22 protein-coding genes are annotated in these 14,819 nt (G+C 56.0%); 19 read left to right on the top strand and 3 right to left on the bottom strand.

Annotation, left to right across the window (positions count from 1 at the left end):
• Positions 1 to 57: 57 nt before the first annotated feature.
• Together OYT1_RS07155 and OYT1_RS07150 are read left to right on the top strand one after the other, a co-directional pair.
• A complete protein-coding gene (locus OYT1_RS07155) occupies positions 58 to 825 on the top strand; it encodes a 4Fe4S-binding leucine-rich repeat protein (RefSeq protein WP_062627581.1) in 768 nt (255 codons plus the stop codon).
• On the top strand, positions 822 to 1,787 hold the full coding sequence (locus OYT1_RS07150; protein ID WP_145983685.1) for a hypothetical protein: 966 nt from the start codon (positions 822 to 824) through the stop codon (positions 1,785 to 1,787). Before OYT1_RS07155 ends, OYT1_RS07150 begins: the two co-directional genes overlap by 4 nt.
• A 471-nt stretch (positions 1,788 to 2,258) precedes the next feature.
• On the opposite strand, the gene istB is transcribed toward OYT1_RS07150, so the two are convergent.
• The 3 genes from istB to OYT1_RS07135 all read right to left on the bottom strand — a co-directional run bounded on the left by istB (position 2,259) and on the right by OYT1_RS07135 (position 5,513).
• On the bottom strand, positions 2,259 to 3,035 hold the full coding sequence (gene istB, locus OYT1_RS07145) for an IS21-like element helper ATPase IstB (RefSeq protein WP_062627778.1): 777 nt from the start codon (positions 3,033 to 3,035) through the stop codon (positions 2,259 to 2,261).
• The gene (istA, locus tag OYT1_RS07140) at positions 3,025 to 4,548 is read right to left on the bottom strand and encodes an IS21 family transposase (protein ID WP_062627779.1); all 1,524 of its coding nucleotides are present in this window, start codon (positions 4,546 to 4,548) and stop codon (positions 3,025 to 3,027) included. The genes istB and istA overlap by 11 nt, the downstream gene beginning before the upstream one ends.
• A gap of 101 nt (positions 4,549 to 4,649) precedes the next feature.
• A complete protein-coding gene (locus OYT1_RS07135) occupies positions 4,650 to 5,513 on the bottom strand; it encodes an RNA-guided endonuclease InsQ/TnpB family protein (RefSeq protein WP_119283502.1) in 864 nt (287 codons plus the stop codon).
• 36 nt (positions 5,514 to 5,549) lie between these two features.
• Here OYT1_RS07135 and tnpA point away from each other — a divergent pair, with 36 nt between their 5' ends.
• The 17 genes from tnpA (at position 5,550) to OYT1_RS07055 (ending at position 14,800) form a co-directional block, all read left to right on the top strand.
• Complete coding sequence (tnpA, locus tag OYT1_RS07130) at positions 5,550 to 6,014, top strand: IS200/IS605 family transposase (RefSeq protein WP_119283500.1); 465 nt, start codon at positions 5,550 to 5,552, stop codon at positions 6,012 to 6,014.
• 128 nt (positions 6,015 to 6,142) lie between these two features.
• Entirely contained in the window at positions 6,143 to 6,394 is a 252-nt protein-coding gene (locus OYT1_RS07125) for a type II toxin-antitoxin system CcdA family antitoxin (protein ID WP_084612087.1), read from the top strand.
• A gap of 3 nt (positions 6,395 to 6,397) precedes the next feature.
• Positions 6,398 to 6,502, top strand: coding sequence for a CcdB family protein (locus OYT1_RS14080; protein WP_110818392.1), 105 nt, complete (start codon positions 6,398 to 6,400; stop codon positions 6,500 to 6,502).
• A 342-nt stretch (positions 6,503 to 6,844) separates the two neighbouring features.
• Positions 6,845 to 8,251, top strand: a complete 1,407-nt coding sequence (gene nifE / locus OYT1_RS07115; protein WP_062627704.1) for a nitrogenase iron-molybdenum cofactor biosynthesis protein NifE — start codon at positions 6,845 to 6,847, stop codon at positions 8,249 to 8,251.
• A 1-nt stretch (position 8,252) separates the two neighbouring features.
• Positions 8,253 to 9,692: a nitrogenase iron-molybdenum cofactor biosynthesis protein NifN gene (gene nifN, locus OYT1_RS07110; RefSeq protein WP_062627705.1), complete on the top strand. Its 1,440-nt coding sequence runs from the start codon at positions 8,253 to 8,255 to the stop codon at positions 9,690 to 9,692.
• A 10-nt stretch (positions 9,693 to 9,702) separates the two neighbouring features.
• Positions 9,703 to 10,116, top strand: a complete 414-nt coding sequence (locus OYT1_RS07105) for a NifB/NifX family molybdenum-iron cluster-binding protein (RefSeq protein WP_062627706.1) — start codon at positions 9,703 to 9,705, stop codon at positions 10,114 to 10,116.
• Entirely contained in the window at positions 10,113 to 10,547 is a 435-nt protein-coding gene (locus OYT1_RS07100) for a SoxR reducing system RseC family protein (RefSeq protein ID WP_062627707.1), read from the top strand. Before OYT1_RS07105 ends, OYT1_RS07100 begins: the two co-directional genes overlap by 4 nt.
• Complete coding sequence (locus OYT1_RS07095; RefSeq protein WP_062627708.1) at positions 10,544 to 11,005, top strand: NifX-associated nitrogen fixation protein; 462 nt, start codon at positions 10,544 to 10,546, stop codon at positions 11,003 to 11,005. The genes OYT1_RS07100 and OYT1_RS07095 overlap by 4 nt, the downstream gene beginning before the upstream one ends.
• Before the next feature lie 10 nt (positions 11,006 to 11,015).
• Entirely contained in the window at positions 11,016 to 11,228 is a 213-nt protein-coding gene (locus tag OYT1_RS07090) for a CCE_0567 family metalloprotein (RefSeq protein ID WP_062627709.1), read from the top strand.
• On the top strand, positions 11,228 to 11,521 hold the full coding sequence (gene fdxB / locus OYT1_RS07085) for a ferredoxin III, nif-specific (protein ID WP_232013139.1): 294 nt from the start codon (positions 11,228 to 11,230) through the stop codon (positions 11,519 to 11,521). The genes OYT1_RS07090 and fdxB overlap by 1 nt, the downstream gene beginning before the upstream one ends.
• Before the next feature lie 2 nt (positions 11,522 to 11,523).
• Positions 11,524 to 11,847 carry a (2Fe-2S) ferredoxin domain-containing protein gene (locus tag OYT1_RS07080; protein WP_062627711.1) on the top strand — a complete coding sequence of 108 codons (324 nt, stop codon included), beginning with the start codon at positions 11,524 to 11,526 and terminating at the stop codon, positions 11,845 to 11,847.
• A complete protein-coding gene (locus OYT1_RS07075) occupies positions 11,841 to 12,209 on the top strand; it encodes a hypothetical protein (protein ID WP_062627712.1) in 369 nt (122 codons plus the stop codon). The genes OYT1_RS07080 and OYT1_RS07075 overlap by 7 nt, the downstream gene beginning before the upstream one ends.
• 8 nt (positions 12,210 to 12,217) lie before the next feature.
• Complete coding sequence (locus OYT1_RS07070) at positions 12,218 to 12,487, top strand: nitrogen fixation protein NifZ (RefSeq protein WP_084612089.1); 270 nt, start codon at positions 12,218 to 12,220, stop codon at positions 12,485 to 12,487.
• A complete protein-coding gene (locus OYT1_RS13750) occupies positions 12,454 to 13,023 on the top strand; it encodes a nitroreductase family protein (protein WP_232013138.1) in 570 nt (189 codons plus the stop codon). The genes OYT1_RS07070 and OYT1_RS13750 overlap by 34 nt, the downstream gene beginning before the upstream one ends.
• Entirely contained in the window at positions 12,918 to 14,000 is a 1,083-nt protein-coding gene (locus OYT1_RS07065; RefSeq protein ID WP_197714068.1) for a nitroreductase family protein, read from the top strand. Before OYT1_RS13750 ends, OYT1_RS07065 begins: the two co-directional genes overlap by 106 nt.
• 16 nt (positions 14,001 to 14,016) lie before the next feature.
• Entirely contained in the window at positions 14,017 to 14,481 is a 465-nt protein-coding gene (locus tag OYT1_RS07060) for an ankyrin repeat domain-containing protein (RefSeq protein ID WP_062627714.1), read from the top strand.
• On the top strand, positions 14,474 to 14,800 hold the full coding sequence (locus OYT1_RS07055; protein ID WP_062627715.1) for a hypothetical protein: 327 nt from the start codon (positions 14,474 to 14,476) through the stop codon (positions 14,798 to 14,800). The genes OYT1_RS07060 and OYT1_RS07055 overlap by 8 nt, the downstream gene beginning before the upstream one ends.
• Positions 14,801 to 14,819 lie beyond the last annotated feature (19 nt).

The following is a 14,819-nucleotide window of genomic DNA, read 5'->3' as shown; positions in this document are numbered from 1 at the left end:
GCCTATGGCACATAAGTTGCTCCATCTCGTTTTAGATTTCAATGGAGTGGGGTGGCTATGGCGGAGCGGCAGGCTGGGGCGTCGCCGTTGGTGGGCGTCGTGAGCGCGGATTGCACCTGCTGTCCGCATCGGGCGGTGCTGGCGGCGGGGCGGTGTGTGCCGGGCGATGTGTGCTTGGTGGCACAGAGCGGGCGACAGATCGACCGTTTTTTGCGCCGCAACCCTGAGTTTGCCGAGGGCTGCTTGGCAGATGGCTTCTGGGAGCGACGCGCCATTGCGGTGCGCTATGCACCGTTGCCGGTGGTGCGGCAGTTGGCGCCGGATATCGACGAGGTGGTGCGTCGCGTGGTGGCGAGCCGTTTGCCTATCGACGAACTGGACGACTATTTGCACGATACCGACCGTGAAGTGCGCATGACAGTGGCCGAGCGCATCGCGCCGGAGCGCTTGGTGGCCTTGCTGAGCGATGTGGATTATCTGGTGCGTTTGCAGGTGGCTAAACGGTTACCGCACGGTCAGTTGCGGCGCATGGTGCATGATGTTGACCGAGAGGTGCGTAAGGAGGTGGCTAGGCGCATGCCACCTTTTGCTTTGGGCATATTGGTCAAAGATGAGGATGCTGAAGTCCGTCGCATCATCGCGGCACGCATGTTGCCGGATGATGCAGGCAGGTTATTGGCGGATGAGGATTGGGTGGTGCGACTGGAAGCAGCACAGCGTGCTCCGGTGGAATTAATCGCTGAGTTAGTGGATGATGTCGAGCCCGATGTGCGCAGTGTGGTGCGCCAGCGGCTAACTCAGTATTTGCACGAGGATAGTAAATGAGTCTTTATACGATGGATGAAATCACCCTGTTCAAATTGGCGGCTGAGATCGAAGCTACTCCACCGCGCCCGCATCACAGCGTCTTGCTAGAAATCTCGCAACGCATCCGTCCGGGGTGTTCTTTCCGTTATGCGCTCAATCGGGGTGGTTGGTATCGTCCAGGTGGAGTGCTTGCCAGTGATGGTGAGCGTATTGCGAGTCATTTGGAAAGTTGGGCGAAAGCTGAACTGGAATCGTGCGGCGGCGAAATGGACGAGTTGGTGGAGCGCTATGCTGACAGTGGCTTGCTAGTGACGCGTCACTCTGGACGTACCCACTACCTTGTCGCATCGTATGGCCTAGCTCCCACCGACTTTTTGCAGCTCGAAGTGGAAGAATTGCAGGAAGTATTGGATCGCAAGTTGATCGATGTCGAGCGGCCACCTCATGATTGGCAGGAGTTGACCGAGCCATTGATGCCCGATGTGATCGAGGCCCAGCCGGTGGGCGCGCCACATTACCGCTTCCGTCGCCTGCTCGATATGCGTCAGATCCTTGCTCGCGTCGCGTCCAATGACGGGCATACCGCAGGACTGACGCGTCTGTTTGCCGAGTGGCAGTTGAGCAGTGCAGCGGCACGCGGCCACTTAAGCGATCATTGGATCGTTGCTCTGCGCGAACATCTGGATCGCTACCGTAATCCTGTGCTTACCGCCTCGCTCATCTCACGTCATGCCCGAGCACTCAAGCCTTTCCATTGGAACGTTGAACTGTCCGGTGTAGAGATGAGCGCACAGTTGCAGGCCTTCGATCGCGCAGCGGGCTATCCATCAGCTTGGTATTTTCATCTGGTTGCCGGAAGTATCACCCCAGCCAAGATCGCTTACTCGGTAGCACGTGACCTAGAGGCAGGCTTCAGCTACCTGCCGGAGACGGAAGTGGCGCTGATAAAAGCTTGGGTGGCGTCACCGTATTCGGTCTGATCTGATCTGTCCACGGACTCATACCGTGGACATGAGTGCTTTGCTACATCTATCGACTTATCATGTCATGTAGCCAAGCAGATCGAGAGAATTTGGCAAAAGTGGGGCAGAAGCTGTAACTAAACTTCCCACTGCAAATGGAAAATTCTTGGAGAATTTTCGTTGAGCACCAACTTGGGTTTTTTGGATCTCCAAATTCAAAAGTGATTGATTTACTGAGAAGCTCAAGCGCCGTGTTCTGCACATCAAGAGGTGACGGCAAATCGTCAATTTGTAATTCGTACTGAACCGAAGCCAAGTTATGCAAAGGATTTACTGCCGAATGATTAATCATCTTATGTAGGAGTTGAATCTCCGGTGGGCTGTAGGCCTTCAGATTGCTGGCAAGTGTTAGTGCTGTTGAATTGCGTGTAAAACTGACCCACCAATTGCATTGAACTTTGACCCACCCTTGAATTATCTCTGAACGTTTCAAGTTGTGGATAGTTTTCTGTTTTTGCCCTCCTTTCCCGATTGAGTTGAACTGTTTCTGAAGCGGTAACTGTCGTTGCCGGACTCCACGATGTGGCAGTGGTGCGTCAACCTGTCGAGCAACGCCGTTGTCATCTTTGCATCCCCGAACACACAGCCCCATTCAGCGAAGCTTAAGTTGGTCGTGATCACAAGACTCGTGCGCTCATAGAGTTTGCCAATGAAGTGGAACAGTAATGCACCTCCCGCTTGGCTGAACGGCAGATAGCCCAACTCATCCAGAATCACCAGATCGGCATACATCATCCGGTTAGCAATCTGCCCCTGTTTGCCCGCAGCCTTCTCCAACTCCAACGCATTCACCAACTCAATGGTCGAGAAGAACCTGACTCGACGATGCTGATGTTGCACCGCCTGCACACCGAGTGCCGTCGCCAGATGCGTCTTGCCCGTGCCAGGGCCTCCGACCAGCACCACATTGTGTGCCTGATCCAAGAACTCGCATCGATGCAACTGCCGGATGAGTGCCTCGTTCACCACGCTCTGGCTGAAGTCGAAACTCGCCAAGTCACGGTAGACTGGGAAACGGGATGCCTTCATCTGGTAGGCGATAGAGCGTACCTCGCGTTCCGCCATCTCGGCCTTGAGCAAGGTACTCAACATCACTTGTGCACTCTGATAGGCAGGTGAACCTTGGCTAGCCAGTTCATCCACCGCCTGCGCCATGCCGTATAACTTGATGCTCTTGAGCGTGGTGATCATGGCTTCATGCTGCATGGCGCACCTCCCTCAATTGGTCATAGCGGCTAACGTTAGACTGCGGCTCGACCACGAGCGTCAGATGGGCCGGCGTATCAACAGGGGCTGGTGGTGCAGGCTCAATCAGTCGCGTCAGCAGATTGAGCACATGCTGCTTGGATGGCACACCGCTCTCTAGGGCCAACTCGACTGCTGTGAGCACGGCAGCTTCATCGTGCTGTAAGACGAGGGCTAAGATTTCTACCATCTCCCGATCTCCACCCAGTCGCTTGAGCAAGATGTTCTGCAAATGCTTGAAGCCTTCGGGTAGTTCAGCGAACGGTGCACCGTTGCGCAATGCACCTGGCTTGCGTTGAAGCACGCTCAGGTAATGACGCCAGTCGTAGATCGTCTGACCATGAGCATGCTTATTCGAAATCATCCGCACATGCTCGGCAATGATTTGAGATTCAGCTACGAACAACAGCTTGTCGGCATACACCCTCAGGCTGATGGGGCGGTTGGCATAGGAGGCCGGAACACTGTAGCGGTTACGCTCGAACATGACCAAGCAAGTCGGCGACACGCGTTTGACGTGTTCAACAAATCCATCAAATGGGCAGGACAGCGCCATCAGGCAAGGATGTTCGTCCGCATAGACATCTGCGATACGACGTTCCGATTGTAGGGGATGAGGGAGTTCTTTCCAGAGCGACAGGCAGCGTTGATGTAGCCAGTCATTGAGTTCATGCAGACTCCCAAACGCGGGGAGTTTGTTCCAGATGCGATGCCTTGCATCTTGTACGTTTTTCTCAATCTGTCCTTTCTCCCAACCGGAAGCTGGATTGCAGAATTCAGCATCGAACAGGTAGTGGCTCACCATGGCAGAGAAGCGGATATTGACGTCGCGTTGTTTGCCGCGTCGGACCTTGTCTACTGCGGTGCGCATGTTGTCGTAGATGCCACGCGCAGGCACGCCGTCGAAGACAGCGAAGGCATGGTTGTGTGCGTCGAACAGCATCTCGTGTGTCTGCAACGGATAGGCACGCAGATAGAAGGCTCGACTGTGACTGAGTTTGAAGTGAGCAATCTGAAGTTTGGTGCGTTCTCCCGCGATGACGGCCCAGTCTTCGCTCCAATCGAACTGGAAGGCTTCACCAGGTGCAAAGATGAGCGGAATGAAGGTGCCGCGTCCCGCCGTCTGCGCCTGTTCTTGTTGTTGCTGTCGCCATCGTTTAGCGAAGGCAACCACTCGGTCGTAGGAGCCTGTGAAGCCTAGCTGCACCAAGTCGCTGTGCAGTTGCTTGAGACTACGCTTCTGTTTGCGTCCTTTGCCAGCTTCGGTCTTTAGCCATGCAGTTAGCTTGACGGCATAGTCGTCGAGCTTGCTGGGGGTCTTACGCTTGGGGTACTTGGGCTCAACGACTTTGTTGGTCAAATACTTCCTGATGGTGTTGCGGGAGAGTCCGGTCCTTCGAACGATCTCTCTGATGGGCATGTTGTCGCGCAAATGCCAGCGCCTGATGCTGCTTAATATCGCCACGTTGATCACTCCTGTTTGTTCCCGCTCAAATATTGAGCAGGACAGTATCTATACGTGGGTCAAATTTGGATGCAATTTACTGCGCTAGGTGGGTCAGTTTTGGGTGCAATTCAACAGCTAGTCTTATGAGATACATCCCGGCGCACATCGGCACCATACCGCTGATAACGCGCTACCTTGCGCTTCGCCTTGACCCAACCCGCAGACCCCTTGGTTCGGCGCGCCTGACGGCGTTGCCAGCATTTTTTGTGTCGCTCTTGAGCAAGCAGGCGTTTGTCTTGAACTTCTGAAAATCCGAATTGCTGGTAATCGCTCCCGGCCAACGGCAAAGTAACGCCAAGATCCAGCCCGGCAGTCATCTTGCGCAATTCTGCTTCATCAAACTGGATTAGCCAGTCGGTTGTGTCTTTGTCGGTTGGTTCCTGAATACCATCATCGTAGTTAAACGAAACGTGCCAACGCCCTGCATGAATACTGATGTGCAGTGAGGCGGGAAGTTTGTAGTCCTTGTGCGCCTTGAACATCAAAATCCCAACAGGGAATTTCTTGGTTCCGAGATAAAGCTGGTGACCGGTGATTTTGCCAGTCTCGGTATCGGTAACTGGCACAAACTTGAACAATTCCGAAGTAAGCCAGACAGCTTGTTTACCGTGCTTCTTGTGTATGACTGGACGACCGCCCAGCTTGGAGAAATAACGACCATACGCCTGCTTCCACAGCACCGCGCCATTGCGCAGCAAGACGCTAGGCACTTCGGACAAATATGGCGTTAAGTCAGTTTTGAACTGGCTGTATTGTTGGTCTATCGGGGCATACTGCCCGACGTGCTGCAAAGATTTCTGCGCAAAGCGGCGGAAATACTGGTCTTCGCGCACCTTGGAATTGTAGATATTCCGCTGGCAACCGATCCACCGCAACAGGGTTTGCTCCTGAGCAGAAGTAGGATAACAACGAAATTTATTTCCTATTTGCATAGATGATATACTACCACAACTACTTAGGGCGCAAGCATGGAACACAATAATAAATCAAGTTCTCACGCAGTTTATAACATTAAGCTACATATCGTTTTTGTGACCAAATACCGCCGTAAAACACTTACGCCGGAAGTGCTGGAATACCTCAAAACTGCCTTTGGAGAAATACTCGATGGATGGCGTTGCAAGCTGATTGAATTCGGCGGCGAGCCAGATCATGCGCACCTCTTGGTTGATATCCATCCGGCACTGGATATATCGGTACTAATCAACAATCTCAAGACCGCCAGCGCACGCAGAACAAGAAACAGGTTTGCCGAACATTTGGTAAAGTTTTACCATGCCAAGCCATTGTTCTGGCATCGGGCCTACTTCGTCGGCTCAGTTGGCGGCGCTACGCTTGAGACGATTCGAGCATACGTGGAAGCACAGGGTACAACTGAGCACACAAGAAAGTCAGCAGCAAATGCCAAGTCAAATACAAAACCGTCCGCTTGACCCCCTGCTGGTGCAAGGCCGGTTCGGTACTCACCTAGCAAGGGGAATGCGCGCACTAGTGTTCAACCGATTTCCACTTGAATATGCATGCGCATATAATGCGCGTACATATTCTGTGGCCATAAATCATGACGAAATTACAAACTAATTCTGTTCGTAAGCGCGCAGTGAATTTGACATTAAATGAGGATATCGTCGCTCAAGCTAAAGCGCTGACGCCAAACCTGTCGGCTGTGGTTGAGACACTATTGTCTAGCTATGTTGTGCAGATACAGCGTGAAAAGCAGGTCCGTCAGGAGCAAGCAAATCAAGTTGCAGGAATGTGGAACGGATTCAATGCACAGTCAGGTTCGTTCGCTGATGAGTATTCCACACTTTAAAATATGGCTCAGTTCGATATTTACCGTAACACTGGACGTCAACAGCAACATATACCGTTTGTTGTTGTGGTGCAGTCGTCGCTTTATGATAATTTCCGGCGAAGGTAATCGCATTACTGATGCGCTGGATGAATTGCTGACGCAGGCGTGGAAGTAAGATGAAAGCTCGAATTGTGTTGGGTGACTTTTTGGTCATGGCAAATGGTAGCGCTAGGTGCTATCGACAACAATCGTAACTTTTGTCGTTAGGATGGAGAAATAATTAGCTCAGGTTCGCAATGAAGATGCCTCGCCTCCAGCTCCCCACCCTGCGCCACAGATTTGTCGTCCCCGTCCGTTTTGTCTGCTTTGCTACAAATTCCCTCTCAATAAATTTCCAATAAATCAATCCGCTGTCGTCTGGCATGGCATTTGCAGATACATGGGTGTCATTACCTGTGAGTCAATGCCATGCACGCCAAAGACATCGCCGAGTTACTTAACGAACCGGCCTGCACACATAACAAGAAGGAGAAGTCCGGTTGCGCGCGCCCTAAGCCGGGCGCGACGGCGGGTGGCTGCTCTTTCGACGGGGCGCAGATCGCTTTGCTGCCCATCGCCGATGTGGCGCATATCGTTCACGGCCCCATCGCCTGCGCGGGCAGTTCGTGGGACAACCGTGGTACGCGCTCTTCCGGCCCCACGCTGTATCGCATCGGCATGACCACCGACCTCACCGAACAAGATGTGATCATGGGACGCGGCGAGAAGCGCCTGTTCCATGCCATCAAGCAAGCCGTGGACGGCTACGCGCCCAAGGCGGTCTTCGTTTACAACACTTGTGTACCCGCGCTCACCGGCGACGACATCAGCGCGGTATGCAAAGCTGCCGCCGAAAAATGCGGCGTGCCAGTGGTGCCGGTTGATTGCGCCGGTTTTTACGGCACCAAGAACCTCGGCAACCGCATTGCGGGCGAGGCCATGTTCAAGTATGTGGTGGGTACGGCGGAGCCGTTGCCGCTGCTGCCGGAGCAGCAACGTCCCGGCATCACCGTGCATGACGTGAACCTCATCGGCGAATACAACATCGCGGGTGAATTCTGGAACGTGCTGCCGCTGTTCGACGAACTCGGCTTGCGCATCCTGTGTACTTTGTCCGGCGATGCGCGCTTTCACGATGTGCAGACCATGCACCGTGCCGAAGCCGATATGGTGGTGTGTGCCAAGGCGCTGCTCAACGTGGCGCGCAAGCTGGAAACCGATTACAAGATCCCGTTCTTTGAAGGCAGTTTCTACGGCGTGACCGATACCTCGCAAGCCTTCCGTGATTTCGCGCGCCTGCTCAAAGACCCGTCACTTACCGAACGCACTGAGGCGATGATCGTGCGCGAGGAAGCCAAGATCAATGCTGAACTCGAACCTTGGCGCGACAAGTTGCGCGGCAAACGCGTGCTGCTCTACACCGGCGGCGTGAAGTCGTGGTCTATCGTTTCCGCCTTGCAGGATCTGGGGCTGGAAGTCGTTGCGACTGGCACGAATAAATCCACCGAAGAAGACAAGGCGCGCATCCGCGAGATCATGGGCGAGAAGACCAAGATGATCACCGATGGCAGCCCCAAGGCGCTGCTCGGTGTGGTGAAAGAGTATCAGGCCGATATTCTGATCGCGGGTGGCCGCAACATGTACACCGCGCTAAAAGCGAAGCTGCCATTCTTGGATATCAATCAGGAGCGCGAATTCGGCTACGAAGGCTACAGCGGTATGACTGAGCTGGCTCGGCAACTGGCACTGACGTTGCAGAGTCCCGTGTGGGCAGCGGTGAGAAAACCTGCGCCTTGGGCGAAGTCAACGGTGCCTGGCATCGAATTGGGAGCATGACATGGCTGAGATCCTGAAACGCAACAAAGCACTCGCGGTGAATCCACTCAAGGCCAGCCAGCCGGTTGGCGCTTCGCTGGCTTTCCTCGGTATCAGCAAAGCGATCCCGATGATGCACGGTTCGCAGGGGTGCACTGCCTTTGGCAAAGTGTATTTCGTGCGCCACTTCCGTGAGCCCATCCCTTTGCAGACTACCGCGATGGATCAGGTCTCGACCGTGATGAATGCGGATGAGAATGTGATCGAAGGCTTGAAGGCGGTCTGTGAGAAGAGCAAGCCTGCGCTGATCGGTCTGCCGACGACAGGTCTATCCGAGACGCAGGGAACGGACATCAAGCGGCTGGTGAAGGATTTTTATACCAAGCATCCCGAGTATGCGCACATCCCTGTGGTTCCAGTGAACACGCCGGACTTCACGGGCTGTTTGGAGAGCGGGTATGCGCTGGCGGTGAAGGCGATCTTGGAGACGGTGCTGGCGAATAAAGACCCTCTCCCCAACCCTCTCCCGCAAGCGGGCGAGGGGGCGAACGTGAAAAACAATGTCGGTCGCCGCAAGAAGCAGGTCAACGTGCTGGCAGGTTCTTTCCTCACGCCCGGCGACATCGAGCATATCAAGGAGCTGATCGAGGCGTTCGGTCTGCGTCCGCTGGTGTTGCCGGACATTGCCGATTCGCTGGACGGTCATTTGACGGAACAGGAGAGCAGTCCGCTGACGGTGGGCGGTACGCCGGTCGGCGACATCGCTAGCATGGGCGAATCCATCGCTACCTTGGTGTTGGGTAGCTCACTGTTTGATGCGGCAGACGTGTTGAACGCGCGAACTGGCGTGCCAGATCATCGCTTCGCCAGTCTGATGGGCTTGGATGCAGTGGATAGCTTCATCGCTGCCTTGGCCGAGATCAGCGGCAAGCCTGTGCCGGAGAAGATCGAACGCCAGCGTGCGCAGTTGCAAGACGCGATGGTGGACAGTCATTTCATGTTGGGCTTTGCCCGCGTCGCCATCGCGGCTGATCCAGATTTGCTATTCGGTTTTGCCGAGCTGCTGACGGGCATGGGCGGTGAGGTGGTGGCTGCCGTCGCACCTGCTCGTGCCCACATCCTGAGTGAGGTGGCGGCGGAGAAAGTCGCCATCGGCGATCTGGAAGATTTAGAGATCGCAGCGCGCAGCAAGCACGCCCAACTTGTCATCAGCAACTCGCATGCGGTCGAGACCGCGCACCGTTTGGGTGTACCGCTGTTGCGCGCGGGTTTCCCGCAGTTCGATCTATTGGGCGGCTACCAGCGACTGTGGGTAGGTTATCGCGGCACGCGGCAGACGCTGTTCGACTTGGCGAATCTGCTGGTCGAGCATGGACACCACGAGCCAGCCCCTTATGTTTCCATCTACAACCAGCGAACAGGAGAAGTCCGTGCGACATCTGCGGCTGGTCAGACCCATTGAGGAGTCAAGTATGAGTGTGAAGATCGCCTTTGCAACGAGCGACCGCCGCGTGGTGAATCAGCACTTTGGTGCGGCGGAGGCATTTGCCATCTACGAGGTGGATGAATGCTCTGCACACTTGGTCGAGGTGGCTGAGTTCATCGAGACTGCGATGGATGGCCATGAGGGCAAGCTCGCGGCCAAGATCGAGCTGCTGCTGGATTGCGCGGCGGTGTATTGCAACGCGGCGGGTGCATCCGCCATCCAGCAATTGCTGGCCAAGGGCATCCAGCCGATGCGAGTGGATGAAGGTTCTGCGATCGAGGTGCTGTTGAGCGGCCTGCAAAAGAATCTGGTCAGCGATACGCCGGTGTGGTTGGCGAAACATCTTAAAAAGCAATCGGATACCAGCCGCTTTGCGGACGACGAGGCTTGGCAGGAATGATAGAGACCTCTGCCCGAGTGGTATCCGCTGAGTCCGGCGTGGTTCGGGTCGAACCTGCCACTGAGTCGGGATGCGGCGGCTGTAAATCGCGCAGTAGCTGCGGCGTGTCGGGCTTGGGGAAGTATTTTTCCAGCACGCGATCCGCAATCGAGATTCGCTGCGATGTCCCTGTCGCCATTGGTGAAGAGTTGCAATTGAGCATGAGCGAAGGCGATCTATTCAAGGCTGGCCTGCTGGCCTATCTGCTGCCGAGTGTCATGGCGCTGGTGGGAGCGGGCATCGCCACCACCTTGGGCGGGGGCGATGTGGGGGCAGTATTGGGCGCCGTCGCCGGTTTTTGCATCGCATTCCTGCTGGCACGATGGACCGGCTGGGCACCCACTTTGTCAGCACACAAAACGAATCATTCAACCGAAGGAGTTACACCATGAATCAGGCAGTCGAGCAAGACCCATTGTTGAGCACCGATTTCATCAAGGAGATGTCCAAGCAGATGCGCGCTGTGGATAGCTACGGTACCTATGATGGCTGGCCGGTAGAGCGCATTCTTGCGCCGTACGTGTTGACCAAGGAGCAGCGCCGCGCTATCCCCGTGATCGGCGACCCTGACGAAGTGTTGCTGGCCCGTATCAAGGCGTTCTACAACGCGATCGCGTCCTTGATCGAGAAGGAATGCGGTCTGATGGCGATCCCGATGATCAACATCACTCACGAAGGTTTTGGTCGCGCGGTCATCACCGTGGGTAAGTTGGTAGTGATGGATCGTACTTTGCGTGATGTGCATCGCTATGGTTTTGAGAGCCTATCCAAGATGAAGGACGAGGCCGACAAGCTGCTGTCGGTCGCCCTGAGCATGGTGGGCAAATATCCCGAAGTGGCCGGGCTGTAAGGAGCTGAACATGACCGAAGACGAGTTGAAAGCGCTCGACAAGGAAGTAAAGAAGCTCAAGCGCATCTCTAGCGAATGGGCCTCGCAGTTACACGATCTGGTCGAGGATAAGCTACCTGCTGGCTATGAGCAGATCCCCGGTATCGCACAGTCAACTTACGATGCGTGCGAAGCTTGGGCCGTAGCAAGTGCGAAACTAGCCGCAGCTCAGAAAGGAGTTTGATGATGGAAGCGATCACCGGAATCACTCGGGGTGGCACACCCTACACACCGACTTTTCTGACTGCGCTCGATCAGAGCACCTGCATCGGCTGTGGCCGCTGTTACAAGGTTTGCCCGCGCGATGTGTTCGAGTTGTTGGAGCGCGACGAAGACGACGAAGCCTATGACGAAGATGAGGACAACGCGATGGTGATGTCGATCGCCAATGCCATGGACTGTATCGGCTGCGGCTCTTGCGCCCGCGTCTGCCCCAAGCAGTGCCATACCCATCAATCCCTGCCCGCTGGAGCTTAGTGATGCCTAAACCGTTGAGACATGTATTCGTTTGTTCCCAATCACGCCCGCCCGGTCATCCGCGCGGCTCCTGTGGTCAAAAAGGCTGCCGTGAAGTCGTGGATGAGTTCACTCGGCAGTGGCAGCAGCGTCAACTCTTTACTCAGGTGGCAGTCACCCCTACAGGTTGCTTGGGCCCCTGCGGTATGGGGCCTAGCGTGCTGGTTTATCCTGAAGGGGTGATGTATGGCAACGTTACGGCAGCCGATGTGAACGAGATATTCGAGCAGCATCTGTTGGGTGGTCAGCCTGTGGAACGGCTGATCGTTCCTTCTGAGATATGGTAGCTGGATCGACTTCGCTTCCTTTTGAGTTGCAGGCCTTCGCCGAGCGAGTCGTGGCGGCCTTGCAACAGGAGGCCGTCAATTTCTCGGCGGGGGCCGCTACGCCGAAGATCACCTTGGCGGCGGTGCAGTTCACCCAAGTCATTGATCCCGGTAATCAACTGCCGGGTTATCAAGGCGTGTGGCGAAATGCGCGCAACGACCGCTGCGGAGTGCTGACCATCAACAGCGACCGCAGCGTGTATGCTGAATATGATTTGTTCTGTCCGCATCCACGCGACGAGCGTTGGTTCGTCGAGATGGTGACGGCTTGGGGGCGCGAGGATGACTTGCGCAGTGAGGCAACGTTGATTCCCAATATGTGAGGTGTGCAGTGAGTAGATTCCAAATGGGCGACATGGTGTTCGCGGCGCATGACCTGTACAACGAGTCGCTGGAGGAAACCGGCGAGAGCAGCATTCCCGGTGTGGAGCCGGATGCTTTGCTGGCAGCAGCAGGCACGCGCGGTGTGGTGGTCAACGTCGGCCATGCGCAAGAGATGCCGAACGAAGAGATCTATCTGGTGCGCTTCGAGATCGACGCGGATGGTACTTTGGCTGAACCCATCGGATGTCTGAGCGACGAACTGAGCGGACTGAACTAGCCGTGACGGACGCTCGGGTGGCGACTGTGCTGGCCTACCACGCGCGTAGCAAACATGGTTTGGATCGTTATGCGACGGGGCCGGGCACGCTGGACTGGGACGCACAGCCGCGTGCGTTCCGCGACTGGAGTGGCACGCAGCCGTTGGCCTTGCCGCGCGAGATCATGGTGTCCGACATTACGTGGGGCGAGCTAGCTGTGCCGCGCCAGCCTTTGCCGCTGACTCAACAAAACTTGGGGTCCTTGTTACGTCTGTGCGTCGGCCTCTCCGCGTGGAAGGAGTACGCGGGTGCGCGCTGGTCGTTGCGCGTTCATCCCTCATCCGGCAATCTGCATCCCACCGAGACTTGGCTGATCGCCGCTCAGGTGGACGGTGTGCAAGATGGCCTGTATCACTATCAGAATCTGCATCACACCTTGGAGCGGCGCGCATGGGGCTGGGCTTCAGCTCCATCCATTGGCGTGAAGCATGGAAATATGGGGAGCGCGCCTTCCGTTATTGCCAGCTCGATCTGGGGCATGTGCTGGCTGCGCTGAGTTACGCAGCCGCATTGCACGGTTGGAAACCTCGCCTATCGGGGATGGAGTTCGCATCGCTGGCACACAGTCTGGGCATGGATCGCAGCGCAGACTTCGATGGCGTGGAAGGGGAGGAAGCGGAGGTCATCGTGGCGCTAGAGGCTGCGGAGGCTACTGTACCGAGCGATTGGCAACACTGGGCCGGTAAGCCGAGTTTGCTCGACCCGCGTCCCTTGTATCAATGGCCGGTGATCGAAGAGGTCGCTACAGCGACGCGCGGTAGATCGCCGGTTTCTGCTTCGGCCTCCGCGTATTCGCCACCTGCGTCCATCGACCGTGGTGACATCCGTGCAGCGCACGTCATTTTGAAACGGCGTAGCGCCCAAGCCTTCGATGGTGTATCGACGATGCCGCTGGAGGTCTTGCATCACATCCTCCATTGCTTGCTACCCGGCGGTTCTCCCGTGTGGGAACTGTGGACGGCGGCAGCGCGTGTACATCCGGTGCTGTTGGTGCATCGCGTCGAAGGTATCGCTCCAGGGCTGTATGTGATGCCACGCACGGCCAGGGCTGAAGTCTCCTTGCGTGGTGCGTTCCGAGAGACGTTCGATTGGCAAACTGTTGCTACTGAGTTGCCGTTGTTCCAACTCATTGCCGCGCGTGCCGGCAAGACCGCGCGTACCTTGTCCTGCCATCAGGACATCGCCATGCAGTCTGCGGTCACCTTCATGATGGTTGCGGAATTCGCTGCTCCCATCGCTGCCGACTCGGCCGCTTATCGACATTTGCATTGGGAAGCGGGCATGTTGGGGCACATCATCACCCTCGAAGCCGAAGCAGCCGGATGGCGTGGCACGGGTATCGGCTGTTTCTTCGATGATGCGGTGCATGAGGTGCTCGGTCTGCAAGACGATCAGTTCCAAGTGCTCTATCACTACGCTGTCGGTCGGGCGCTCGACGATCCCCGCATCTCGACCTTACCTGCTTATGACTGAATCCAGAGGAATCAACATGAACGATCAAGCGCTGAAAGAATGGCTTGCGCAGGCCGGATTCGATGTGTCAGAACCCTTGCAGATCGACGGCACGATCGCCAATGCGACCACACCCTTGATGCACGCCGCTCGTTTGGGCCAGTTCGATATGCTCACGATGTTGTTGGCGCGAGGGGCTGATCCATGCCTGATGAATGCTGACAGCAACGGCGCGCTGTGGTTCGCGTGTTTTGCCGAGAGTGAGGCGTGTGCCTTGGCCCTCATCAAGGCGGGTGCACCGCTTGATACGCAAAACGTGAATGGAGCTACGGCGCTGATCTACTGCTCGTCAGCCGGCAAGACACCGTTGGTTCACCTGTTGTTGGAGGCGGGAGCTGACACTGCGCTGATGACACTGGACGACTTTACTGCACTGGAGCTTGCCGCCAATCGGGATTGTCTGCGTTTGCTTAAATCTGCACGAAAGGTCGCTCATGTCTGAGACGCTGACTCGAAATCTATCCGTCGAAAGTATGCAACACCGCGCTTTTGGCAAGCTGATCTGTCTGAAATTCGGAGATGAGGCCACGATCAGACTGACTCCGAAGGAAGCCTCCAGCCTTTCGTTTGCCTTAGTCGCGGTGCGTAATGGCATCAGCCCTGAACGCGAGATCTACATGAGCCCGATTGCCAGTGATGGCGCATTCGAGGGCGCGGTGAACGAGGCGGGCATGAGTATTTCCAGCGGTAACCACGTGATCGAGCTGGACTGGGACGAAGTGGAAGCTCTCGCTACGGCGCTTGCGCAGGCTCTAGGCTGAGCTCTGCACCAGTCTGGGA

The sequence above is a fragment of the Ferriphaselus amnicola genome (genome assembly GCF_000974685.2).
Lineage (GTDB): Bacteria > Pseudomonadota > Gammaproteobacteria > Burkholderiales > Gallionellaceae > Ferriphaselus > Ferriphaselus amnicola.
The sequence above is the reverse complement of the archived record's forward strand: the minus strand, read 5'-3'. Positions and strand labels throughout refer to the sequence as shown.